Origin of the sequence: Acinetobacter sp. YH01025, from assembly GCF_013420185.1 — a bacterium.
GTDB lineage: Bacteria > Pseudomonadota > Gammaproteobacteria > Pseudomonadales > Moraxellaceae > Acinetobacter > Acinetobacter indicus.
In genome coordinates this window covers 39,070-63,618 of the sequence record NZ_VOYR01000002.1, presented here as the reverse complement: position 1 = coordinate 63,618, position 24,549 = coordinate 39,070, and the positions used below count along the sequence as shown (strand labels likewise).

Sequence of the window (24,549 nt, the reverse complement as noted above, 5' to 3'; positions counted from 1 at the left end):
ATCTTCGTGACAAAAGGAACAGCATGAAAATCTACACTCAACGAATAGAACACATTTCAGAGGGAAGCACTTTTGAAACCGTCGAACTCAGTTTTGACACCCGCCAAAAGAGCCGATTTCGTGCAACATTAAAATCAGGCGCCGATATTGGTGCAGACCTGCCGCGTACCGGCATTTTGCGTAGCGGCTCATTTATTGCCACTGAACAAGGGGATGTACTCCGGGTCGATGCAAAACCTGAACACCTGATGCAAGTGGTCGCCCAAACCGATTTTGATTTATTGAAAGCGGCGTATCACCTCGGCAACCGCCATGTACCGCTGATGCTCACGCCAACTGCACTGTATTTTGAACCAGATCATGTGCTGGCTGAAATGGTCATTGGACTGGGTCTGACCGTGAGTGAAGTCGAGCATCCCTTTGAACCAGAAAGCGGGGCATATGCACAGCACAGTCATGATCATCGTTTAAGCCCGATCAAGGCTATTCACGCCCATGCCCATCACTAATGCAGCGCAACTGCTCAAACTGCTGACTCTGTCTTCGACAGCGTTACCGGTCGGAGCGTATTGCTATTCGCAAGGGGTAGAAAGTGCGATTGATCAGGGCCTGATTCAAGATGAAAGCAGTAGCATCGCCTACTTTGAAGAAGTCTTGGAGATGCTACTGGTACGTTTTGAACTACCGGTCTTAAAACGGCTGATGCAATTTTATGATGATGACACACAGTTTGATCATTGGGCGCAGATTTATCGTGCCAGTCGGGAAAGCCGTGAACTTTTAGCAGAATCACAGCAGCTGGCATTTTCTCTTAATGCATGGATTAAAGATGTGCTGAAAATGCCGGTGACGGTGAAAAAACAGCTAGGTTTTGTGCCGGTTTATGCCCAGCTCTGCGGCCAGTTGGGTCTCAATGACGCAGATGTATTAACCGCTTATACCTTTACTGTGCTGGAAAATCAGGTGCTGGCGGCGGTGAAAACTGTCCCGCTGGGGCAGATGAGTGGGCAACGGATTTTATGGTATTTACATGAGCAGGTTCCGGCAGCCATCGAAAAAGCCTTAACGCTGGAAGATGAGCAGCTCAGTAGCGCCTTACCCAATTACGCCATGCTGAGTATGGCGCATGAAACTCAGTATTCACGCTTATTTCGTTCTTAAAGTCTTCCTTTTTAAAGGGAGATTGAGAGGGCTCAAAAATTTAATCAATATTCTCTCTCCCTTTGGGAGAGGGAAATCACCTCACCTTAGCGCAGTATGACTGCTTATCTCCTAAGAGGAGAGGGACAAGAAAAGGAAAATCAACATGACAGAACGTTCTCCATTACGTGTCGGCATCGGTGGTCCAGTCGGTTCAGGTAAAACTGCACTTACTCTCAATTTATGTCAGGCCTTGCGCCAGCGCTATAACATGGCGGTGGTCACCAATGACATTTATACCAAGGAAGACTCCAACTTTCTTACCCGCAACGAAGCCATGAGCCCAGACCGGATTGTCGGTGTCGAAACAGGTGGCTGTCCGCACACTGCCATCCGTGAAGATGCTTCGATTAACCTGGCAGCGATTGACGACTTGTGTGAAAAGTTCGATGGCTTGGAATTGATCATTATTGAAAGTGGTGGCGATAACTTGGCGGCAACCTTTAGTCCGGAATTATCCGATCTGACTTTATATGTGATTGATGTGGCCGGTGGTGAAAAAATTCCACGTAAAGGTGGGCCGGGCATTACCAAATCTGATTTACTGATTATTAACAAAACCGATTTAGCCCCGATGGTCGGCGCCAGTCTGGAAGTAATGGATCAGGATGCCAAGCGCATGCGTGGTGATAAACCATTTTTATTTTCCAATATGAAAACCAAAGATGGTTTGGAGCAGATTATTGAGTTTATTGAAAAACAGGGCCTGTTTAAAAACTAAATAGCCTAAGCAATATCTCTATTTTTCCCTGATTCTAAAAAGATGGCTATGGCTGTCTTTTTTCTTGTGAGCATTTAACATTTGCACTGCTTGAATATCGAGTCAAAAGCTCATCTTTCTGAACCAATTTTGATCTCCACTTGCAAATAGTAGATCAGGCAGGGCAGATAAAACCTTAACTCGGCAGAAACTTGGCCAGTCTTTTCTTTTATCCACCAGAAAAATAGCCTAGATATGGATGAAATATGAACTTGCACATACAGGAACGCAACAAAAAATTGCCAGTAAATTCATGCTGATTGCTGAAAATGCAGCCATCTGAACAGGGGATAAATTGCATGAAAAAGCTGGCTTTTGTGTCGCTGGTGGCGGTGGCACTTACCGGGTGTGTGGTCACGCCGTATGAGAATGGTCCACGACATAGCGTCTATACCGGATATGATCGAGGCTATTCAAGCTATCCATATACCGTGTCGCGTTGGGAACATGAACGCCGTCCGGTGTATATTCAGCAGCGTCCATCGGTTAAGCCAGTGAATCGACCGCATGCTCAACGTCCGCATGGGCAAAAACCGGGTCAGGCCAATCGTCCTGCACATAAACCGACACAGAGTAAACCTGCACAAAGCAAACCGGTAAAGCCAAATCGTCCGGTGGCCAACAAGCTGCCCGTGAAGAAGCCACAGGTGAGTAATCCAGCTAAGGCCAAACCAGTGACGGCTTTGCCGCCGACTTCTGGAGTGCAGCGTCCATTACGACCGGGCGTATAAATCAAAAAGGATTCCATGTGGAATCCTTTTTTTATAACCGTTCAATCAAACGTTAAAGTGATTTCTGATACAGTCCGGCGCGGACCGTACCGGCTTTGGTTTCCTTGATTTGCTGCCAGGAGGCCGGCAGTTTTAGCTGTTTTAGATCACGGTCGGCTTCGACATAAATCAGGCCTTTATCCTGAATTAATGGATCAGCCAGTTGTGCCAGCTGTTCCCATAAATCCAGGCTATAAGGCGGATCAAGAAACACCAGATCATAGCTGTCTTTCAGACTGGCCAGCGCCTGCTGTGCAGTACTGATTTTTAACTGGGCCCGGGCTTTGGTGACTTTTAACAGTTCTAGGTTCTGGGTCAGGAACTGGGCTTGAGTGCGGTCCGGTTCAATCATGGTGACCTGTGCAGCACCACGTGATAGCGCTTCAAAGGAAAGCGCCCCCGAGCCGGCACACAGGTCCAGCACTTTGGCATTTTGCACATCCCACATCAGCCAGTTAAACAGGGTTTCACGCACCCGGTCCGGCGTCGGGCGTAAACCGTCAATACTGGCAAAGGCCAACTGGCGACGTTTCCAGTCTCCACCAATAATTCGTAGCTGGTTTTTCATGGTTTAGTCACTCTCTATTGTGGCAGATGGGGCAGCGGCCGGTGTTGCTGGCGCAGATGCAGCAGTATCCTGAGCCGGAGTGGTGGTGCTACGAGCACCTTCGGCACTTGGCAGTTCACTTGGCTTTAAACCGGCGGTCATCAGGCCACCACTAATTTGGGCCGCAGATGGGCGAATCGGATTCTTGTCTTTGTTGAGTAGCCAGTAATCCAGAATTGGACGGGCCAGGGCAGTGGCAGCACTCCCACCACGGCCATTTTCCAGAATCACCGCAATGGCAATTTCAGGTTTTTCTGCCGGAGCGAAGCCGACAAATAAACCGTGGTCAAGCTGACGGTCGGTGAGCAGCGCTTCATTATAGCGTTTGCCCTGCGCAATACTTTTGACCTGCGCGGTCCCGGTTTTTCCGGCAATTGAATATTGCAGGCCGCCTTTAATGCCTTTACCGGTGCCTGATTGAATGACATCCACCATGGCATCGCGCATTTTAATCCAGTCTTCGTCGGTCCCGTTAAATTCAATGCGGCCATTGGTACCATTATGCACCTTAAATGGACGCGCACCGCGGCTTTCACGCAGCACGTGTGGCGTGACTTTAAAGCCCTGGTTGGCGGTAATGGCAGTGGCCATGGCCAGTTGTAATGGCGTCGCGGTAAAGGCGCCCTGACCAATACTGACCGAAATGGTCTCACCGCGCATCCATTTGGCATTGCGGGTACGCATCTTCCATTCCGGACTTGGATATAGGCCGGTGCTTTCACTTGGTAAATCGACACCAGTGCGCTCACTAAAACCAAACTGGCGCATCCAGTCATTCATCTTTTCAATGCCCATCCGGTAGGATAGTACATAGAAATAGGTATCACAGGACACCACCTGAGCAGTGTGCATATTGACAATGCCATGCCCCGATTTTTTATGGTCACGGAAACGGTGGCTATCGCCCGGTAAGGTGAAATAGCCATAATCCTGAATCGCAGTGCTCCAGTCGACCAGACCATAATGAATCCCGCCTAAACCAAACATTGGCTTAATGATCGAGCCGGGCGGATACACCCCTTGCACGGCACGGTTATACAGCGGCTGGTCAATATTGTCACGCAGGGCGGCATAGTTGGTATGGCTGATGCCGGTGACAAAGAGGTTCGGGTTAAAGCTGGGGCTCGACACCAGCGCCAGAATTTCCCCGGTACGTGGATCAAGCGCGACAATCGCACCACGGCGGCCAGCCAGCTGTTCAGAGGCCACCACTTGCAGGCCATAATCTAAGGACAGATATAGATCATTACCGCGAACCGGATCTTTACGGCCCAAATGACGCAGTACATTACCGTGTGCATCGGCCTCGACCGATTCATTACCCGGTACGCCGTGCAGTAAATGCTCATATGATTTTTCTACGCCAATTTTACCAATCAGGTTGGTGCCGGCGTAGGCATCTTTATCAATCTCTTTCAGCTCTTTGTCATTGATCCGGCCCACATAACCAATCACATGCGCAAACAGCTCACCATGTGGATAGTAACGGGTCATCTGGGTTTCAATATTCACCCCGGGAAACTGGAATTTTACTTCACTGAAACGGGCAATATCGGTTTCGTTCAGATTCAGTTTAATGGAGACCCGTTCAGTTTTACGCGCGGTTTTAATCCGGCTCTGGAAGCGTTCAATATCTTCTTCAGTCAGTTCCAGAATCGGGGTCAGCCGTTCGATGGTGGCATCAATATCTTCGACATCGGCCCGGCTTAAGGTCGCGGTAAAGACCGGATAGTTATCGGCCAGCAACACCCCATTACGGTCATAGATATAACCGCGTGCGGGCGCTAAGGGTTGCAGGCGAATCCGGTTTTTGTCAGATGCGGTGGCAAACTCATCAAAGCTACTGATTTGCAGATAGGCATAACGTACCACCAGCAGCAGTAAAAAGAAACTGACCAGCCCGATAGAGATGAATACCCGATTGCGAAAAATGCGCTTTTCTTGCTGAACGTTTTTTAAAGGAAAGTGCTGTTTCATATGCAATCGGCTTAAACAGATCAAGGAGATGAGAATAGGGCTGTTATTCTAGCCGATAACACAGCGCTTTGCGTATGCCTGCATGACCGATTCGACACAAATAATGTGATTTAGGTTTTTGACTTTTGCGACAATAAAAAGATCGGCTGCTGTATATAAGAATCCGGGTAAATCTGCTACAGTCAAAAAAATAAAACAGGATTGTTTTACAATTAGAATTAAGGAACTTGGTGAAAATAATGAAAAAAGTATATTCCTTAGTGGCATGTATTGCACTGTGCAATGTGGCCTATGCCGAAGAATCTTCTTTTTTCCCACAGGCAAAATTGACCGGGGAAGATACAAAAACCTGGAATATCGGGGCAGGAATTACACAAAAATTACTTCATTTAAATGCAGAATGGGTCAATCCCTACGGCATTGCCTATGCCAAAGCCGGGGCATTTTTAAATGGGGATCATGAACCGGGTGGACAAATTGGCTTTCGCTTGCCATATCATTTCACCGGTAAAGATAAAAATGGTTATTATATCGGAGCTTATGCGGGTCATCTTGAATCCAAAGTGGTCGACCAGAAAGAGAAAGCACGTCTGGGCGCTGGTGTAGATCTTGCTTATGTCTTGCTGAGCCGTGAACGGATCAGTACCTTTAGTGTGGGGATTGGTGCAGGTGAAAAACTGGAAGATCGGGCCGGTCGGGTGATTGCAGAAACCGAGCCAAAACTACAATTTTCCTATACTTTAAGTGTGGGTTTATAGCCAGAATAGCGAGTTAAATGCTTTTAGAATCCGGTAATTAGAAATAAATATGGAAAATATGCATGCTTGAGTACATCAATCAGTTGTGGCAAACCTTTTTGAATCGCCCGGATTTTTGGGCTGTGCTCAGCATTATCCCTGTCACCGCTTTTGTGACCTGGGCCCACGTGTGGATGGCACTGAAAATGGTGTTCTATCCCATTAATTTCTGGGGCTTTCATCTGGGGCCGTTGCCGGTGGGCTGGCAGGGGATTGTGCCGAGAAAAGCCGGGCGTATTTCAGGCATTATTACCGACAATACCTTGTCTAAACTGGGCTCATTGCGCGAATTTCTGGATGCCATGGACCCGGAAGATATGGCACGGATTATTGGCGAGCAGGTCGGTTTCGAGCTGGAGCATTTAATTGATGAGGTGATGATCGACCGCAATGCTGTGCTGTGGGAGAACCTGCCCTATTCAATTAAACGCCGCATTTATGCCCAGGCACATAAACAGCTGCCTGCGGTGCTACGTGAACTGGTCACTGAACTGACTTTGAATGTCGAGTCACTGGTGGATATGCGCGAAATGGTGGTACGCCAGATGGAAGGCGACCGCCGTTTAATGGTGCGCATGTTCCTGAAAGTGGGCCAGAAAGAAATTAACTTTATCTGGCATATCAGTGCGTTAATCGGGATGTTCTTTGGTATATTCCAGATGATTGTCTGGTTTATTGTGCCGTGGCACTGGACCGTACCATTCTGGGCCGCCATCTGGGGCTTTTTAACCAACTGGATTGCGATCTGGATGGTGTTCAACCCGATTGAACCGCATTATGTGAAGTATCCACAATTTTTTACGCGAACACAGAGTCGCAAATTTCCGTGGATTAAACCTGTTATTCCGCGCATTGGCACCTATAATGTTCAGGGTGCCTTTATGAAGCGCCAGGAAGAGGTGTCTGATGTATTTGCCAGTGTGGTCACCGAAGATTTAATTACTTTAAAATCCATTATGACCGAAATGATGTATGGCAGTAAAAAAGACAAGACCCGTCGGATTGTTAAACGCCATATTAATGAAATTATGGAAACCCCACTGGTCAGAACCTCTTTACAATTGTCTTTAGGGCCAAAAGAATACGCAAAACTCAAGACAGACTTGATCGATCGCTCAATTGAAATTACGATGGTGCCTGTATGCGACCCAGCCTTTAATGCGAGCCGTGCACAGAAAATCTATCAAATGTTTAGAGAACGTATTCTTGAACTTACACCAAGAGAGTTTCAAAATTTATTGCGTCCTGCCTTTCAGGAAGATGAATGGATCTTGATTGTATTGGGAGGGGTAACCGGTTTTATTGCTGGTTTAATACATTTGTTTGTCGCTTTCTTATAATTGGATGCTGGACAGCATGTCGAACCTGAGTTCGTCATGAACAAAGTGTCATGTACATTGTTAAAAATGAGGATGTTTTTTTATGCGCATTATCTTACTCGGACCACCTGGAGCAGGTAAAGGTACACAAGCTCAGTTGATCTGTAAGCGCTACAATATCCCACAAATTTCAACCGGTGATATGCTCCGTGCTGCGATTCGTGAAGGTACTGAATTAGGTCTACAGGCTAAAAACGTAATGGAAAGCGGTGGTCTGGTTTCAGATGAATTGATCATCGGTTTAGTGAAAGAGCGTATTGCTCAACCTGATTGTGCCAATGGCTGCATTTTTGATGGTTTCCCGCGTACCATTCCACAAGCGGAAGCGCTGGAAAAAGAAGGCATCAACATTGATCACGTGATTGAAATTGATGTACCGGACGAAGAAATCGTACAGCGTCTGTCTGGTCGCCGTCAGCACCCGGCTTCTGGTCGTGTTTATCACATCGTTTACAATCCGCCAAAAGTGGAAGGTAAAGATGATGAAACGGGTGAAGATCTGGTACAACGTCCAGATGACCAGGAAGAAACCATTCGTAAGCGTTTAGCGTCTTACCACACTGAAACTGAGCAACTGGTTGGTTTCTACCAAGGCCGCGCAGCGACAGGTGAAAATGCACCGACGTATGACAAACTTAACGGTCTGCGTCCAATTGAAGACGTACAAGCGGATCTGTTCGCAATTTTAGATCAGGCAAAATAATCACCCGCTGATTGTTTTGACTTTAAGGGAGTCCTCGGTCATAGTAGGGCTCCTTTTTTATTTGCGTGCGTATAAGGAAACTGCCTCGGTGAAAATTGGTGTGTTAATTTTAATGGTGCTGTTCCTGGCCATGTTGGTGGGTCTGTTTTATATCAGCTATAAAATGCTGCTAAAAGTGCGTCAGGAAGAACGTGCTGAAAATGCCAACCAGCCACAGCAACGTCAATTGCATCCTAAATTGCAGGCGCAATTAGAGCAGCAGAAAAAAGCGCAAGATAAAGACGCACAAGACTAAGCGGCTTTTGGTCGCCCGGCTTAGGTTAGCATTATTGAATGATCTACCTCGAATATGCAGCGCAGGTCATCTTCAAGTATAAAAAAAGCTGAATTCAGGATTCAGCTTCAATATTTTTGACTGCAATCTGGCGCGCAGCTCCAAACTCAAACCGGTCTGGCCAGTTACAGACATCGGCCACTACACATTCATAGCATTTAGGCTTGCGGGCAATACAGCAATAGCGGCCATGCAGAATTAGCCAGTGATGTGCATCAACGATAAATTCTTTCGGAATCACTTTCACCAGACGGTGCTCCACTTCCAGCACATTTTTACCCACGGCTAAACCGGTCCGGTTGCCGACACGGAAAATATGCGTGTCGACTGCCATGGTCGGTTGACCAAACGCTGTGTTCAGCACCACATTGGCTGTTTTACGCCCCACACCCGGCAAGGCTTCCAGATCGGCCCGATTTTCCGGTACCTGGCTGTTATGCTTTTCAATCAGGATTTTACAGGCCTTAATCACATTTTCCGCTTTGGAATTATATAGGCCAATGGTCTTGATATAGTCCTTTAGCCCATCAACCCCCAGTGCATAAATCGCTTCCGGAGTATTCGCTACTGGAAATAACTTATCTGTGGCTTTGTTCACGCTAACATCGGTGGCCTGCGCCGATAAGGTCACTGCCACCAGCAATTCAAACGGTGAGGAGAAATTCAGTTCGGTGGTTGGATGCGGACGCTGTTCACGCAAGCGCTCAAAAAAGGTATAGACCTGCTTTCGGGTCAAGTTTTTTACCGGTTTGACTACGCTGCTCATGAATTAGGCCTCTCCCTGTAAGTGCTGTAATTGTTGCTGAAGCTGCGCCAGTTGCGCGCGCTTGTTGGCATCTTCACGCACACTCAGCTGTTTTTCTAATTTTTTGATCTGGGTTCTGAGCTTGGCCAGCTCGATGGTGGTTTTGGCATCGTGGGTGACAGCCGGATGATCGGCTTTTTCAACCATCTGGATTTCCGGTACGGCATCGGTCTGCTGCGAGAACTGGGCGAACAGCGCGGTATCAATCTCAGCACGCACCACGGGCCCTTTACGGTGCAGGCGGCGCAGCTCTTCACGCTGAATGTGCGCATAATAGCGCTGGCGTAAATCCTTCTGCTCGCTCATCCGTTCCGCGTCTGTGGGTACGGGTTTGACATCTTCAACCAGATCAATACAGTCCACCGGGCAGGGTGGAATACACAGTTCACAGCCGGTACACAGGTCGGTCAGAATGCTGTGCATCAGTTTGCCGGAACCTAAAATGGCATCGACCGGGCAGGCATTAATACATTTGGTACAGCCAATACATTCATCTTCACGAATCACCGCTTTCATACGCTGCGGACGGCCATCGGACTGAATGGGCCAGACACTGGCTTCGGCGGTTAAGCGTTCTCTGCCTAGCAGTTTGGCCAGCGCATCGGCAACCGGTTGACCGCCCGGTACACATTTATTGGCGGCTTCACCTTCGGCAATCGACTTTGCATAGGGTAAACATCCATCCCGATGTCCACATAAACCGCATTGGGTTTGAGGAAGCAAGGCATCAATATTCTGGATGAGAGCAATTTGCGAATTCATGTAAAAACCACGGCTGCGAAGGGCGCAGAGAAAGCGAACAATAAACCTGAGCCGCAGATTCTAGCATGTTTTCAAGCATTAAGCTTGTGTACAAAGTTGGACCATAATCTGCTTTATTTTTGGGCAAAATGGCCAATTTTAAATACATATTTGCTTACAAAAAATGGAATAATTTTTCAATTTTGATCAATCTAATTTATTGAAAATATGGATTAAATAAAGTTTTTTGAAAAAAACTATTGTAGATTGTTAACAAAAGATATTTAATATTTTGCGCCAAAATAAATCATTGATTGAAATTTTGCCCAATTTTGATCCAACATTCTGCTGAGGATTAAGCGTTGAAATATAACAGCCTTAACGATTTCCTAGATTACGTTAAAACACGTGATGCCTATCAACCAGAGTTTCTACAAGCAGTAGAAGAGGTGATGACCAGCCTGTGGCCATTCATTGAAAAGAATCCTCAATACGCTGCACATGGTCTGTTAGAGCGTTTAGTCGAGCCAGAACGTGCGATCCAGTTCCGCGTTTCTTGGGTAGATGATCAGGGTCAAACTCATGTGAACCGTGCGTTCCGTGTTCAATACAACTCGGCAATTGGTCCATTCAAAGGTGGTATGCGTTTCCACCCGTCAGTGAACCTGTCTATCCTGAAATTCTTAGGTTTTGAACAGACTTTCAAAAATGCCTTAACTACTTTGCCAATGGGCGGCGGTAAAGGCGGTTCAGACTTTGACCCTAAAGGTAAATCTGAAGGCGAAATCATGCGTTTCTGCCAGGCGTTAATGATCGAGCTTTATCGTCATTTGGGTTCAGACACAGATATCCCGGCGGGTGATATTGGTGTAGGTGGCCGTGAAGTTGGCTATATGGCCGGTATGATGAAAAAGCTGAGCAATGACACTTCATGTGTGTTCACGGGCAAAGGCTTAACATTTGGTGGTTCTTTGGCACGTCCAGAAGCAACAGGTTACGGTACAGTTTATTTCGCTGAGGAAATGCTGAAAACTCGTGGCGACAGCTTCAAAGACAAAGTCGTAGCAATCTCTGGTTCAGGTAACGTCGCGCAATACGCTGCTGAAAAAGCCATGTTCCTGGGCGCGAAAGTGGTTTCACTGTCTGACTCTAACGGTACTGTGTATGTGAAAGATGGTTTCACAGACGAATTGCTGAAAGAAGTGATGGATCTGAAAAACATCAAACGTGGCCGTATCTCTGAATTTGCGTCTAAACACGGTTTTGAATACTTGGAAGGCAAACGTCCTTGGGGTATCAAGTGTGACATCGCGCTGCCATGTGCAACTCAAAACGAGTTAAACAGTGAAGATGCTGAGGTATTACTGGCTAACGGTGCAATCTGTGTGGCTGAAGGTGCCAACATGCCGTCTACTTTAGACGCAGTTGAGAAATTCGTTGAGGCGAAAATTCTGTATGCACCAGGTAAAGCATCAAATGCTGGTGGTGTAGCGACTTCTGGTCTGGAAATGTCTCAAAACGCATTACGTTTGGGCTGGACGTTTGAAGAAGTAGATGAGCGTTTACACGCAATCATGAAAGAAATTCACCGTAACTGCGTGAAATACGGTACTCAGGAAGATGGTACTGTTAACTACGTAGACGGCGCAAACATTGCAGGCTTCGTAAAAGTTGCTGATGCAATGCTGGCTCAAGGCGTATACTAAGTTTTAACTGCGTATAAGCTGAAAAAACCGAGGCACTGACCTCGGTTTTTTTATGGGTTATTTTTTTAAGATCTGCTGTTAATTGATCCGGCCAGTTTCAACCGTCATATCGTGTACATAGGCATATTTGGATTGATCAGCCGCCGGGTTTTTCAGTTCATAACGCTTGACCCGAATAATCTGGCGTTCATTTGGATTGTGCTGAAAGCCTTCAATTTGGTCATAGAATAAAGTCCAGTCCTGATCAACTTGGGTTTTCAGACCCTGTTCATTGTATTTGACTTCGCGTACCTGCAAGCAGGTTTGTGGAGCAACGCCGGTACAGGCTTTGGTTTCCGGGGAAATTTCCAGGAAGATGGTTTCACCGGCCGACTGGTATTTGGTTTCCGGCGTCATTTTGCCCTGAAAAGTATGTTGCTGGCCATCTGCAGCGGTCAAGATTAAGCTCGGTTGTTGCGTATTTTTCATGTCCAGCTGCACGCTGACAGGTTTTTGGAACAGGGCAGCAGCAAAACGTTCCTGCTGCATGGCGCTGGCTTCACAGGCCATTTCGGTACTGATTAACATACCCACCTGTAACTGGTTGTTGTTAATCTGCCAGTTACCACCCATCTGGTTACAGCTGGTGCCAATACTTAAACGGCCATTGTCATTAAAATTCAGGGTCAGGGGTTTGGCTGCACCGGTATCTAAAGACCATTGGTAAGCGCTGACAATCTTATCGGCATTTTGTTGTTGTAATACAGACACTGCAAGATCTCCTGCACGTTGCAGATCACTACTCTGGCAAGCGGCCAAGCTTAAAGGGAAAAGTAAAATAGCTAAATATTTGAGTTTCATTTTATAAATAAAGCACTTTTCGGAAATTTATCAGAATATAACCGATTTGCTATTTAAAAAAATGGATACATGTGCCCCTTTCCGGTTGCAAAATGTATCCATAAATAATTTTTTGTTAATAAATAATAAAAAGTTATGTTTGGTCGCGCTAGATTTTAGTCAAAACGGTAAATATCCATACCCAGTGCACCCATGGTAAAACTGCTATGCACAATACTAAAACGATGACCGGTGCCCATGCTAAAAAACAGGGGTGCCAGATGTTCGATAGTGGGATGGTTGCGATTGACATACGGAATGGTCGGCCAGTCCAGCACCGCATCATAGTCCTGATGTGCCAGTTTGCTGACCACATAATTACGGAAGGTCGAAGCCCATTCTGGCACCACGCTGTGCTGGTTGTCCCAAGATAGCTCTCTTAAATTGTGGGTAATACTACCTGAACCAATCAGCAGAATTTGGCGTTCACGTAACACCGCCAAGGTCTGGCCAATCTTGTACAGATCTGCAGCTTGCAGATGCATCGGCAACGACACTTCAATTACCGGAATGTCCGCTTCAGGATACATATGCAGCAAAGGCATCCATACCCCATGATCGCGCGGGCGGGTGCTGTTGGCATGCGCATTAAAACCGGCATTGGCCAGTAGCTGTAATACTTCTTCGGCCAGCTCAGGTTGTCCCGGTGCCGGATAGCGAATCTGGTACAGCTCTTCCGGGAAGCCGCGGAAATCATGCCAGGTTTCTGGACGAATACCGGTGTTGACTTCAAGACTGCGACTTTCCCAATGCGCCGACATCACCACAATCGCCTGCGGTTTGGGCAGGTTGGTGCTTAAACGGGCAAGTGCCGGCCCGACCTGTTCAGGATTGAGCGCGAGCATAGGCGAACCATGCGATATAAATAAGCCGGGAAGGGTCTGTAAATTCATAATGAAAGCCTATGTCACGATTCTGGTCCTATCATGTCAAAGCGACATGCTTTATTAAACCGGGTCGGGTTCAACAGAATGTTCTAAATACGAAACAATGGGTAGGGTTTTCTTAACCCGCCCGATGATAAGGATGATTATGGTTAATGCTCATGGCCCGGTACAGCTGTTCAATCAGCATCACTCGCACCAGTGGATGTGGCAGGGTCAGTTTAGATAAAGACCAGTGCCATGCTGCAGCTTTACGCACCGCTTCAGAATGACCATCCGGGCCGCCAATGGCCAGGGCAATATCATTGCCTTCCAGCATCCAGCCTTTCATGGTTTCAGCCAGTTTTTCGGTGCTGAATTCACGCCCACCCACTTCCAGTGCAATCAGGGTTTCATTGGCTTTCAGAGCATTTAAGATGCTATCACCTTCAATCTGCCGGTATTTTAAAATATCGGCTTCTGAATCATTTTTGCCACGTTTGGCCATCGGCAATTCAATAATCTGGGTTTGTACAAAAGGCTGTATACGTTTGAAATAATCTTCAAAACCAGTCAGTACCCAAGCCGGCATTTTTTGACCAATGGTCAGAATACGAATTTTCATAATAAAACAGGCAGGAAAATGAAAAGTAATTATAACCTTGAAAGCCGTTTGTGCAGGAGAAAAGACACAATTTGAAATTGTAATCTGTATGCTGCTGTTGCTTTAATGAGCCACAGGACAATAAAATCTGCTTTTGTATGGAACAATAATAAATGTGGTTATTTCAACAGATTAAAAACGGTTTAGGGATATTGGGTTGTACTTTGCTGCTGGGCTGGATGCAGCCGCTATCCGCCGCCATTTCATTATATGAACCGGCTGATCCGCAAAATTTGAAAGTCTATTTGCAGCAGATTATCGGGCCGCCGGGCGTGTACCGTAATCATAAAAATATTGAAGAATTGAACCGGGTTTCGGCCTGGATTAAAGAGCAGATGCGTTTATTCGGCATTCCATGCCAGTACCAGACTTATCCGGTGAATGGAAAAAGTTATCGCAATGTGGTCTGTCATTTAAAGGTTGGCCGTTCAGATCGGGTGATTTTAGGTGCGCATTATGATGTGCATGGCAACCAGAAGGGCGCTGATGACAATGCTTCCGGTGTGGCCGGATTAATTGAAATAGCGCGTATTTTAAGCCAGGAAAAAACCAAGCTGCCGCATAATGTCGAGTTTGTTTTTTATACCCTGCAAGAAGCACCGTATTATCAGACCGAGTTTATGGGCAGTCAGGTACATGCCAAATCTATTCTGGCCGAAAAAGAGCATATTCAGGCAGTCTATGTGCTGGAAATGATTGGCTACTATGATTCGCGTTTAATCCAGCAGTATCCGATGGGGTTAAAATGGATTTATCCAAGTCATGGCAATTATATTGCCGCGATCAGTAATTTTCAGTCCAATGCGCTGGGTGAGCAATACTGTCAACAGATGCGCCTGTTAGATAAATTGCAGTGTGAACGGCTGGTGATGCCGGCGTTTGTCAGTGCAGCCGGTTTCTCGGATCATCGCAGTTATTGGCAGCATGATATTCCGGCGCTACTGATTACCGATACTTCGCATTATCGTAATCCGAATTATCATACCGAAAAGGATACGCTGGATACTTTAAATGTCACCAAAATGGGCCAGGTGATTGATGGGCTGATTCATCAACTGCTCGGGGCGACGCCATAAGCGGCCATAAAAAACGCAGCCCTGAAATAGAGTAGGACTGCGGTCAAACAGGCCATTCATCTGGAGTTTGAATGGCCATACGATGAGCAGGAATAAAAAAAGAAACTTACAGCAATATGCTCTGTATTATTATAGATGGAGATGAACGGAAATTTTTCAAGTGGAACATTTCATCACCCGAAAACAACAAAAGAGAGCCGAAGCTCTCTTTTGTGGAGAAGATATGAAGGCACCACTTAGTGACGTGCAGCCTTACCCTCTTCTACCGGTTTTACAATCGGTGCTTTCACCAGTGGTTTTGGCATTGAGGTTAATGCCAGCGGTAAAATCTCATCAATGGATTTCACTGCTTTAATTTCCAGACCGTCTTTGACGTTATCCGGAATTTCCGCCAGGTCACGGACGTTTTCCTGTGGAATAAACACCAGTTTAATACCACCACGGTGTGCGGCTAACAGTTTCTCTTTCAAGCCACCAATGCGCATAGCACGACCACGCAAGCTGGTTTCACCGGTCATGGCAATATCCGGACGGATTGGAATACCGGTAAAGGCCGACACCAGCGCGGTAGTCAGCGCCAGACCTGCCGATGGACCATCTTTTGGTGTTGCACCTTCAGGTAAATGCACGTGTACATCAGTTTCAGCAAAGACTGAAGACTCAATGCCTAAAGAGTCGGCACGGGTACGCACCACAGTCATGGCTGCTTTAATCGACTCCTGCATGACATCACCGAGTGAACCGGTGGTAATGAAAGTGCCTTTGCCTTTCATGGTCGCCACTTCAATGGTCAGTAATTCACCGCCCACAGAGGTCCAGGCCAAACCATTTACGCGACCCACTTCTGCTTCTTCTTCCGCCATGCCGAAGTCGAATTTGTGTGGACCCAAGTAGTCTGGCAAGTTGCCCGCGTTGACCTCAACCTGCAGGTTTTTGGCTTTTTTGCTGACCGCTTCTTTGACCACTTTACGTGCAATTTTAGAGACTTCACGTTCCAGGCTACGCACACCGGCTTCACGGGTATAACGACGTACAATGTCACGAATCGCTTCTTCATGTACGGTCAGTTCTTTGCCACGTAAACCGTTATTCTTGATGGCTTTTGGCACCAGGTAACGATCGGCGATATTCACTTTTTCTTCTTCGGTATAACCCGGAAGACGAATCACTTCCATACGATCCAGAAGTGCTTCAGGAATATTCATGCTGTTGGCGGTACAGATAAACATCACTTCAGACAGGTCCAGGTCCAGATCTAAATAGTGATCATTGAACTTGTTGTTCTGTGATGGATCGAGTACTTCCAGCATCGCCGAGGCAGGATCGCCACGGTAGTCTTGCGCCATCTTGTCAATTTCGTCGAGCAGGAACAGCGGGTTCTTGACGCCAACTTTGGTTAAAGACTGCACAATTTTACCTGGCATCGCGCCAATATAGGTACGACGGTGACCACGGATTTCCGCTTCATCACGTACGCCGCCCAGCGCCATACGTACAAATTCACGGCCAGTGGCTTTAGCAATTGATTCACCCAAAGAGGTTTTACCAACACCCGGAGGACCTACCAGACACAGAATCGGGCCACGCAGTTTTTTCACGCGTGATTGAACCGCCAGATATTCCACAATGCGTTCTTTGACTTCGTCCAGACCATAGTGATCGGCATCCAGAATTTCCTGCGCTTTATTCAGGTTGATGCTGACTTTGCTGGCCTTGTTCCACGGCGTATCCAGAATTACTTCAAGATAGTTACGGACCACCGCCGCTTCACTCGACGCCGGTTGCATGGCTTTTAACTTGCGCAGTTCAGATTCGGCTTTTTTACGCACGTGTTCCGGTAAATCGGCTTCGGCCAAACGTTTTTCAATTTCCGCAACGTCATCTTCCGCACCGCCATTCATATCGGAAAGTTCGCGCTGAATGACTTTCATTTTTTCATTCAGGAAGTATTCGCGCTGGTTTTTTTCCATCTGGCGTTTGACAGAATCATGCAGGGTTTGCTCAATCTGCTGTTCTTCAGACTGTTGCAGCAAATAGGTCATGAGTTCCTGTAAATGTGCTTCAAACTCGTCGTGTTCCAGGAATTTCTGTTTCACTTCGATATTCAGTGGAACGCGGGTCGCCACAAAAAACAGCAATTGCAGCAGGTCATCAATTTTGTTGACCGCAGCAATCAGTTCACGCGCATTACGTAATTTTGCTTCGGCATATTGTGCAAACAGGGCACGCAATTCGAGCACACGTGTGGCCTGAACCTCACTGTCTACCGCAACCGTCATTGGGCTTAACTGATGTTCTGCTTTTAGATGGTCCTCTTCTTCGATAATTTCGACCAGCTTCGAGCGATGTAGACCTTCAATCAGGACTTTGATGCAGTTCTCATCATTTTCGTGATTCACAACTTGCACAATCTTCGCGACAGTACCGTATTGATATAAATTGTCGTGATCAATTTCTTCTGTAAGCGAATCTTTTTGCGCAACTACAAATACTAGATTGTCACTGTTACGAGCCACATCAACTGCATTGATCGATTTTTCACGACCTACAAATAGCGCAATTTGCATGTGCGGATAAACCACCACGTCACGTAGCGCTAAAAGCGGTAATACACTTGGAACCTGAGGCTCTAAGGTTTGTTCATTCATAATAATTTCAGACATGGGCACTCCTAATGAGTGACAACGGTGTTGCCATGTTTTTTATAGTGATGGGTAATTTAAAAATTACAAGGGCCGAAGCCTATAAATTGTTGGAAATTTAGCTAAGTTGATGATTTTAATTCATTGTTAATGATTATAAATCGCAAACTTGCGCTGAAAAGAATACTGGAAATGTGGGCTGATCAGGGCATCTAGCGGCTGATCCCAGGCCTCACGCACCAAAGGAATATCCACAATCTGGAAATCATGACACAGGCCGACCCGCAGCGGTGTGGTCGGGGCGCTGGCCAGCGTTTTATCATAATAGCCGCCGCCCATTCCAATCCGGGTTCCGCGTCGGTCACAGGCCAGTAAAGGCATCAAGAGCAGATCAAGTTCGGAGACATGCCGGCCACGACTGGCCATCGGTTCCTGCATACCCAAACGATGGTAGGCAAAGCGTTTATTACGATATTGACCTTGCTGGATACGCACCCAGACCAGCCGGTCATTCATATTACAGATCATTGGTAAATACACCTGTTTACCTTGGGCAAAACAGAGTTCAATGATTTTAGTGGTATGAATTTCACCAAAGGCATGTAAATACACGCCAATTTTCTGAGCCTGCCGATACGCCGGCCATGCACGTAACCGCTGCAATACCTGCTGCTCAGCCTGACGTTGCTGAAAGCGGTTTAACTGGCGGCGTTGTTTGCGCAGCTGTTTACGGAGCTGGATCAGGTCGTGGGTCACAGAGCAGGGCATAAAAACAAGTGGTGCCCGCAGTTTAATCCTTTCTGCACAACTTGCAAAGGGAGCAGGACCGTTACAGATTTTCACTAATAAGATGTATTGCAAAAACCGGAGCTTATTGATGCTCGATCTGCAAGATCAAATGGGCTTCCGTCGGATTTTACAGCAAGCGGATAGATTTCTAGGGCCTGTTGTCTTTATGCTGATGCAGTGTTGATACGTGAGTATGACAAGAACAAATTAAAAATGAACACATGGTTAGGAAAACAATAACATGGACTATAAAAATACCCTGCGTAAATATCTGCTGCCGGCCGTTTGTGCTGTCACGGCACTCAGCGCTAGCGTTGCTCAGGCAGCCTCTACAGAAATGCCTGCACCGGCCAATTCCAAACAGGTTTTCTTTGTGGGCAATAACTGGGATGGAACGGTCACAGTGATTCGTCCTTCCGGTGATTTTGGCAAGATTGGGGTGGTGAATATGATTCCGGACCGCAAACAGCGGCTGCTGGAAATTCATTTAAATCCAATCAAGCTAATTGCCTATACCTACATTCAGCAAACCGCGGGCGAGGGCAATGACCAGCTGGTCGATGATATGTACTCCACTCCAGATGGCCAGTCAATTGTGGCCTCGCGGCCAAGCTTTGCCGATGTGGTGTCAATTAATATCAAAACCGGAAAAATTAACTGGCGCACACCGGTAGAAGGCTTCCGTGCGGATCATATGGCGGTATCACCAGATGGTCAGCGTGTGGCGGTGTCAGCTTCTTCTGGTAATGTGGTGCATGTCTTGGACATTCATACCGGTAAAGAGCTGGGCCGTTTTGCAACGGGCGATAAGCCACATGAAAACATCTATTTTGCCAATGGCAGCAAAATTCTGAACTCGGCGATTGGGAATGTGGAAACCTCACTCGATGCACAGTGGCAGGATTTCACCAAGGGCAAACGCTATATTACCATCGCCGATGCCAATACCTATAAGGTGCTGAAAAAAATTGATTTGCGTCCGGCTTTAGATGCTTTTGGACGTAAAGACCTGTCGAACTCGGTACGTCCGATGGTGTTCAGTAAAGATGAAAGCAAGCTCTATGCGCAGGTATCTTTCTTTAATGGTCTGGTCGAATATGATTTAAATCAGGACAAGATTACTCGCATCGCCCAGCTGCCGGGCAGTAGCACTATTCCTAAAGACCGGACCAAATGGGTCAATGACTCGCGCCATCATGGTTTATCCATTAGTGCCGATGGGGAAAAGCTCTGTGTAGCAGGCACCATGGATGACTATGCCACTATTGTGGACCGGCGCACCTTACAGGCCACTCAGCTCATTCCGGCCGGTAAACCGTATTGGGCTACGCGCAGTCCAGATGGCAGAAGCTGTGTAATTTCAGAAAGTGAAACTGATGTAGTGACCGTGATTGATTTTGCAACGGGCAATAAAGTGCTGAGTGTGCCAGTGGGGAACCATCCGCAACGGGTTCGTGTTGGTTATGTGCCAGCCGACTGGTCGACGCCTTAATGGTTGAGCTGTGAGGAGGAGTCAGACAGCAGCAGGAATGCGCTGGCTGATTCTGCTCGTTGATTATGCCTATGAAAAAAATCAATCTTGGATTGTGGCTTGGAATTGGCCTGTTGGTGCTGTTAACCGGATTGATCTTGTGGTTTTTCCGGCCAGTATCGCAACAGGCTGTTGCTAAACCCAAGCCAGTTTCATCCTCTGTTACTGCTGTGAATCCAGCGGTAGATGTAAGTCAGGCAGAGCCGAATGTTTCTGAATCGGTAGTGGAGACCAGTACAGAGCATTCACCTGAATTGTTGGCACGCCGTGAGCAGTTATATCGGCAATTTGCTGAAATCAGTACTGGCTTTGGGCAGGGGCAAAAGCCGGAGTTGCGCGCCGTTAGTCAATTGCTGGCAGAGCAGAAAGCGCTGGTGGCAGCAAACGTTGTGCAAAAACCAGAAGCCATCAGCCTGCTGGATTTTTTACAGCAGATATTACCTGAAATGAGTCATGAAATTGAGCAGAATAAAAGGGAAATTGAAGGGATTAAATAGCAAGAAAAGTTAAATATTTATTAAGATGGTAATAGAGATAAGATTAAGACTTTTCAACCGCACCACAGCATCTCTCATCTTCCGCAAGAGCAGCGTGGCTATTTGTTAGTACAACTAAAAATGGTCAAATTAAAACCTTAATTTTAGATATCAAAATATAAAATTATGATAAAGTGATACATATCACGCTTTTTTGTCTGGTTTGGGGTTAGTGTTGCTGAAGCGTTTACTTTTATCACTAAGGCTAAATCTGCGTAAACTGATTCTGTACTCGACCATTTTAAGTGTGTCGGGCTTATTCGTGGTGAGCTTGTTTATTTTGAATTATGTGATTAAAGATCAGTTAATTCAAAACTCGCTATCAGTAAATGAAAAATATGCAGAAAAAATAGCGGTCAGCGCCAACCAGCACTTTAGTGACATGCTTAAAGAGCTGGAATATAGTGCCAAACAATTAGAACAGGATATTAATAATCCGGAATTAACCTATGCCGAAGTGAAGCGGCTCAAATATCAGTCAGATAATTTTAACAGCATTTTACTGGTCGATCCTCAACAGCAGATGCTGGCCTATGCACCCAAAAGTTTAGCTTTAAGTTTTCAGCAAACCTATAGCACGCCCGGAATTATTGAGTCCTTACAGCAGAAAAAAACCTATATTTCATCGCCTTACTGGTCGGTAAAGGGCAATCTGGTCATTCTGATGTCACAGCCAATTTATCATCAGCAGCAGTATCTGGGCATGATTAGCGGGACCATTTATCTACAACAGAAAAATGTCATTAATGACATGCTCTCGACCCAATATGATTATAAAAACAGTCATCTGTATGTACTGGATCAGGATGACCGGATTATTTTCCATCCCGATGAAAATCGTATTGGCGAAAAAATTATCAATAATAGCGGACTGGCTTATATTCGACAGCATCAGAAAGGTTCCATTCAGCTGACCAACAGTTTGGGTGTCGATAATCTTGCCGGTTTTGCCCATATTCCCAGTGTCAACTGGATCGTGATTTCACAGCAACCAACAGATGCCTTGCTGGCACAAGCGCATACTTTACTGTTCAAAGTATCGGTGGGCATTTTTATTTTCTATCTGTTTATCTTTTTGCTGGTCTGGTGGATTTCCAACTTTATTTCATCGCCTTTAAACCGCTTGGCCAAAATGGCCAGTATGCTGAATCAGCATGATATTCAGGATAAAATTAAAAAAGTCGATCCCTGGTATTTTGAGGTCTTAAAATTCAGAACCTCGTTATTACTTAGCTCGGAAAATTTTAGAAACCGAATTACGGAGCTGAAACAGCATGTCAATACCGACCCCTTGACCGGTTTATATAATCGCCGTGGTATGGAGGTGTTTTTAAAGGAGCTGGTCAATACCCAGACCGCATTTGCGGCCTTGGCCATTGATATTGATTTTTTTAAGAAAATTAATGATCAGTATGGGCATGATCAAGGTGACGTGGTACTAAAAACGCTCGCGCAAATAATGCAAACTAATTTTAGGGAACATGATATTTGCTGTCGTAGTGGTGGCGAAGAATTTTTGGTACTGATGACCACGGCAGATCCGCTTGTAGCACATAAAGCCGCTGAACGACTCAGACTAACCATGCAAGACAATCAGATTAACCAGATGGGACAAATCACGATTTCTATTGGCATCGCGTTCTGGCCAAAAGATGCCGTCGATGTGGCTGCAGTACTAAAAATTGCAGATAATAAACTTTATGAAGCAAAACATAGTGGGCGGAATTGCATCCGTTCTACAGTCAAGTCGTCTGCTTAAAAATTTTGCTGAACTGCAATCTTGTGAAGATGTTAATCAAATCGATCTTACTGATTTAATTCGGGATGGCGTTCTTTTAAGATGGGTTGTATCTACAAGAGGGCTTAACGGTTAGTTGGAAGCTTTAAAAGATTAGAGCGAGAGAATCATTACTTATAAAAAAGAGGAAATATAGAAATTCTGAGGACTGAATAGAGGATAAATCAGCTAAACCCTCCGACGGTGCCGCTGCATGTGTCGTTACCCTGAACCCGATGAGTTCAAGGTGGACGCGACGTATACTTGCTGGGCTTCCCACTCAGGGTGGGCATGCACTCTAAATATACAGAACGCAATCCATAAGTTTAAGTATCGGCAGGGGAATAGACCTGCTGGCGAACACCTCAGAGTTAGACTCAGTATAAAGGATTCAGCTTTAGACGCAAACCTATCGGCCTACAGAACTGTAAATTTAAGTGTCATTTGCACAGGCTTTATGCAAGTCAAAGCCTTATTCGGTCAGTGTTTCGACTTCTTCCAGAATTGTGGCCAGCAAGCGTTCACAATGGACATATTCCTGCAGGGACTTGTTCATCGACAGCACTTCCTGCATCAGCTCTAAGGCCACCATAATAATCAGCTTGCTTGGTTCCATGCGTGGTGCTTTACGACGGAATTCATCATATTTTTCATTCAGCAATTCTGCTGCACGTTCCAGATCCGGCCGTTTTTCAAGAGTCGTGGCCAGCTTGAAACTGTGTCCTAAAACGCGTAAATCTACAGGAATTTGTTCACTCATGCTTAAGCTTCCTCGCTGACATCAGTTGGATGGGCCAATTGCTGAATTTCCTGGGCATTCTGGTCTTGTGCAGTTCCTAAAATGGCCAGACGCTGAATAATTGCCTCGACTTTGGCTTTGGCATGCTCATTCTTCTGCAATAAACGCTCACGTTCTTGCTGCAAAGATTGCACATTCTGCAAAGTCTGACGCTGTTCATTCTGCAGTTTTTCTTTAATGACGCGTAGCTCGTTACGTTCGGCCAGCAATTCCTGAAAGCGGTTTTTAAGATCGGTGCAGCTTTTTTCCAGACGGCTATAACGGTCCGCCAATGCGGTCGCATCCTGATTTAACTGCTGAAATTGGGCCTGACTGGTGCTGAGCTGTTCACTTAAAGACTCAATTTCTTCTTGTTTTTGGGTAATCACCCCATTTCTTTGCACAATTTGTGCATGATGCTGCTCTTCAGCCTGTTGCTTGGCTTCAGCTAAAGATTGAGTTTCACTCTCATAATGCGCAAGTCGTGTTTTTAAAACACCAATATGCGCCTGTAGACGCTGTAATTCTTCTAACATATCGTGGTCGCACAGTCTTGCAAACAAAGGTAATATATACGAAGTATAGAGATTGGATAAGCGAATGCAAGACGATATTTCAGGTTGGTCCGAATGGTACCGCAATTTTTCTATGATTGAAGAAATTTCAAGTCCAAGTGAGTTACATGGTTTACTGACCGGTATAGTTTGTGTGACAAATGCACCAACTGAAACCGAGTGGCAACAGATTCTGGCGACCCTGAATGTGCCCGAACTCAGCCCGGAAGCGCTGGATATTTTAACCGGTGAAGCGGAAGATGTAGCGCATGCTTTATCTGAAGATGAACTGGATTATCTGCCCCTGTTACCGGATGATGAACACATATTACAGGAGCGGGTACAGGCGCTGGCTGACTGGTGTGCCGGCGTGGTACTGGGCTTTGGCCTGGCGTCCGGACATATCCGCAGCGATGAGCTGGAGCTGATTGAACATCTGCAAGATGTGGCAGCAGTCGAGTTTGAAGACTCGGACAATGACGAAGAAGGCGAAGAAAGCTATCAGGAATTATATGAATTTGTCCGCCTGATTCCGGTCAGCCTGTCGGTTGGCCGCAAGAAAATAGCGGTTGATGAAAGTTCTTTGTTACAAAACGTACATGCCAAGTCACGTCAGGTGGCTGCGCCAGAAAGCGGCAGTATTGTTGAAATGTTTACCCCACATCGTCCGAGCTGATTCGG

General features: G+C 46.2%; 25 protein-coding genes and 1 other RNA gene. 14 read left to right on the top strand and 12 right to left on the bottom strand.

All coding sequences use genetic code 11. From position 1 onward, the window contains the following. Window positions 1–23: 23 nt before the first annotated feature. From ureE to FTT89_RS02740, 4 genes are all read left to right on the top strand, one after another. A complete protein-coding gene (gene ureE / locus FTT89_RS02755) occupies window positions 24–509 on the top strand; it encodes an urease accessory protein UreE (RefSeq protein ID WP_168398244.1) in 486 nt (161 codons plus the stop codon). Continuing rightward, window positions 496–1,161 carry an urease accessory protein UreF gene (locus tag FTT89_RS02750; RefSeq protein ID WP_005179301.1) on the top strand — a complete coding sequence of 222 codons (666 nt, stop codon included), beginning with the start codon at window positions 496–498 and terminating at the stop codon, window positions 1,159–1,161. Before ureE ends, FTT89_RS02750 begins: the two co-directional genes overlap by 14 nt. Window positions 1,162–1,306: 145 nt before the next feature. Further along, window positions 1,307–1,921, top strand: coding sequence for an urease accessory protein UreG (gene ureG / locus FTT89_RS02745; protein ID WP_005179298.1), 615 nt, complete (start codon window positions 1,307–1,309; stop codon window positions 1,919–1,921). A gap of 338 nt (window positions 1,922–2,259) precedes the next feature. Further along, on the top strand, window positions 2,260–2,691 hold the full coding sequence (locus FTT89_RS02740) for a hypothetical protein (RefSeq protein WP_180006732.1): 432 nt from the start codon (window positions 2,260–2,262) through the stop codon (window positions 2,689–2,691). A gap of 52 nt (window positions 2,692–2,743) precedes the next feature. On the opposite strand, the gene rsmD is transcribed toward FTT89_RS02740, so the two are convergent. Both rsmD and mrdA read right to left on the bottom strand, forming a co-directional pair. Then, on the bottom strand, window positions 2,744–3,298 hold the full coding sequence (gene rsmD / locus FTT89_RS02735) for a 16S rRNA (guanine(966)-N(2))-methyltransferase RsmD (RefSeq protein ID WP_016659264.1): 555 nt from the start codon (window positions 3,296–3,298) through the stop codon (window positions 2,744–2,746). A gap of 3 nt (window positions 3,299–3,301) precedes the next feature. Next, window positions 3,302–5,314, bottom strand: a complete 2,013-nt coding sequence (gene mrdA / locus FTT89_RS02730) for a penicillin-binding protein 2 (RefSeq protein ID WP_104473178.1) — start codon at window positions 5,312–5,314, stop codon at window positions 3,302–3,304. Between the two features lie 239 nt (window positions 5,315–5,553). Between mrdA and FTT89_RS02725 the strand changes: the two genes are divergently transcribed. The 4 genes from FTT89_RS02725 to FTT89_RS02710 all read left to right on the top strand — a co-directional run bounded on the left by FTT89_RS02725 (window position 5,554) and on the right by FTT89_RS02710 (window position 8,488). Continuing rightward, complete coding sequence (locus FTT89_RS02725) at window positions 5,554–6,072, top strand: hypothetical protein (RefSeq protein WP_104484164.1); 519 nt, start codon at window positions 5,554–5,556, stop codon at window positions 6,070–6,072. Window positions 6,073–6,134: 62 nt separating this feature from the next. After that, window positions 6,135–7,451 (top strand): hypothetical protein, encoded by a 1,317-nt coding sequence (locus FTT89_RS02720; protein ID WP_005179289.1) that lies wholly within the window; start codon window positions 6,135–6,137, stop codon window positions 7,449–7,451. 82 nt (window positions 7,452–7,533) lie between these two features. Then, window positions 7,534–8,193, top strand: a complete 660-nt coding sequence (gene adk, locus FTT89_RS02715; protein WP_005179287.1) for an adenylate kinase — start codon at window positions 7,534–7,536, stop codon at window positions 8,191–8,193. An 88-nt stretch (window positions 8,194–8,281) separates the two neighbouring features. After that, complete coding sequence (locus tag FTT89_RS02710) at window positions 8,282–8,488, top strand: hypothetical protein (RefSeq protein WP_104487352.1); 207 nt, start codon at window positions 8,282–8,284, stop codon at window positions 8,486–8,488. 94 nt (window positions 8,489–8,582) lie between these two features. Here FTT89_RS02710 and nth read toward each other — a convergent pair whose 3' ends face one another. Continuing rightward, entirely contained in the window at window positions 8,583–9,293 is a 711-nt protein-coding gene (gene nth, locus FTT89_RS02705; protein WP_180006731.1) for an endonuclease III, read from the bottom strand. A gap of 3 nt (window positions 9,294–9,296) precedes the next feature. Then, a complete protein-coding gene (locus tag FTT89_RS02700; protein ID WP_104470011.1) occupies window positions 9,297–10,094 on the bottom strand; it encodes an RnfABCDGE type electron transport complex subunit B in 798 nt (265 codons plus the stop codon). Between the two features lie 341 nt (window positions 10,095–10,435). Here FTT89_RS02700 and gdhA point away from each other — a divergent pair, with 341 nt between their 5' ends. Further along, complete coding sequence (gene gdhA / locus FTT89_RS02695) at window positions 10,436–11,779, top strand: NADP-specific glutamate dehydrogenase (RefSeq protein ID WP_160232379.1); 1,344 nt, start codon at window positions 10,436–10,438, stop codon at window positions 11,777–11,779. A 78-nt stretch (window positions 11,780–11,857) separates the two neighbouring features. Here gdhA and FTT89_RS02690 read toward each other — a convergent pair whose 3' ends face one another. The 3 genes from FTT89_RS02690 to rlmH all read right to left on the bottom strand — a co-directional run bounded on the left by FTT89_RS02690 (window position 11,858) and on the right by rlmH (window position 14,146). Then, window positions 11,858–12,619, bottom strand: coding sequence for an META and DUF4377 domain-containing protein (locus FTT89_RS02690; RefSeq protein ID WP_168417279.1), 762 nt, complete (start codon window positions 12,617–12,619; stop codon window positions 11,858–11,860). Between the two features lie 155 nt (window positions 12,620–12,774). Continuing rightward, complete coding sequence (locus FTT89_RS02685; protein WP_087662515.1) at window positions 12,775–13,551, bottom strand: dioxygenase; 777 nt, start codon at window positions 13,549–13,551, stop codon at window positions 12,775–12,777. 112 nt (window positions 13,552–13,663) lie between these two features. Next, window positions 13,664–14,146, bottom strand: coding sequence for a 23S rRNA (pseudouridine(1915)-N(3))-methyltransferase RlmH (gene rlmH, locus FTT89_RS02680; protein WP_005179274.1), 483 nt, complete (start codon window positions 14,144–14,146; stop codon window positions 13,664–13,666). 152 nt (window positions 14,147–14,298) lie between these two features. On the opposite strand from rlmH, the gene FTT89_RS02675 reads away from it, so the two are divergent. Then, on the top strand, window positions 14,299–15,261 hold the full coding sequence (locus FTT89_RS02675) for a M28 family peptidase (RefSeq protein WP_005179272.1): 963 nt from the start codon (window positions 14,299–14,301) through the stop codon (window positions 15,259–15,261). 236 nt (window positions 15,262–15,497) lie between these two features. On the opposite strand, the gene lon is transcribed toward FTT89_RS02675, so the two are convergent. Together lon and FTT89_RS02665 are read right to left on the bottom strand one after the other, a co-directional pair. After that, window positions 15,498–17,924: an endopeptidase La gene (lon, locus tag FTT89_RS02670; protein WP_016659256.1), complete on the bottom strand. Its 2,427-nt coding sequence runs from the start codon at window positions 17,922–17,924 to the stop codon at window positions 15,498–15,500. A 126-nt stretch (window positions 17,925–18,050) separates the two neighbouring features. Continuing rightward, window positions 18,051–18,659 (bottom strand): 5-formyltetrahydrofolate cyclo-ligase, encoded by a 609-nt coding sequence (locus FTT89_RS02665; protein WP_180172712.1) that lies wholly within the window; start codon window positions 18,657–18,659, stop codon window positions 18,051–18,053. Window positions 18,660–18,933: 274 nt separating this feature from the next. On the opposite strand from FTT89_RS02665, the gene FTT89_RS02660 reads away from it, so the two are divergent. From FTT89_RS02660 to FTT89_RS02650, 3 genes are all read left to right on the top strand, one after another. Beyond that, window positions 18,934–20,184 (top strand): YncE family protein, encoded by a 1,251-nt coding sequence (locus tag FTT89_RS02660; RefSeq protein WP_104484165.1) that lies wholly within the window; start codon window positions 18,934–18,936, stop codon window positions 20,182–20,184. A 71-nt stretch (window positions 20,185–20,255) separates the two neighbouring features. Beyond that, window positions 20,256–20,720 (top strand): hypothetical protein, encoded by a 465-nt coding sequence (locus FTT89_RS02655; protein WP_180036469.1) that lies wholly within the window; start codon window positions 20,256–20,258, stop codon window positions 20,718–20,720. Window positions 20,721–20,937: 217 nt separating this feature from the next. Next, entirely contained in the window at window positions 20,938–22,518 is a 1,581-nt protein-coding gene (locus FTT89_RS02650) for a sensor domain-containing diguanylate cyclase (RefSeq protein WP_160241792.1), read from the top strand. A gap of 209 nt (window positions 22,519–22,727) precedes the next feature. Here the strand turns inward: FTT89_RS02650 and ssrS are convergent. The 3 genes from ssrS to FTT89_RS02635 form a co-directional block, all read right to left on the bottom strand. Further along, window positions 22,728–22,911, bottom strand: a non-coding RNA gene (gene ssrS / locus FTT89_RS02645) — 6S RNA. Window positions 22,912–23,008: 97 nt separating this feature from the next. Further along, window positions 23,009–23,296, bottom strand: a complete 288-nt coding sequence (locus tag FTT89_RS02640; protein WP_168397558.1) for a cell division protein ZapA — start codon at window positions 23,294–23,296, stop codon at window positions 23,009–23,011. Window positions 23,297–23,298: 2 nt separating this feature from the next. After that, complete coding sequence (locus FTT89_RS02635) at window positions 23,299–23,850, bottom strand: hypothetical protein (protein WP_005179239.1); 552 nt, start codon at window positions 23,848–23,850, stop codon at window positions 23,299–23,301. A gap of 64 nt (window positions 23,851–23,914) precedes the next feature. Between FTT89_RS02635 and FTT89_RS02630 the strand changes: the two genes are divergently transcribed. Further along, complete coding sequence (locus FTT89_RS02630; RefSeq protein WP_180108530.1) at window positions 23,915–24,544, top strand: UPF0149 family protein; 630 nt, start codon at window positions 23,915–23,917, stop codon at window positions 24,542–24,544. Window positions 24,545–24,549 lie beyond the last annotated feature (5 nt).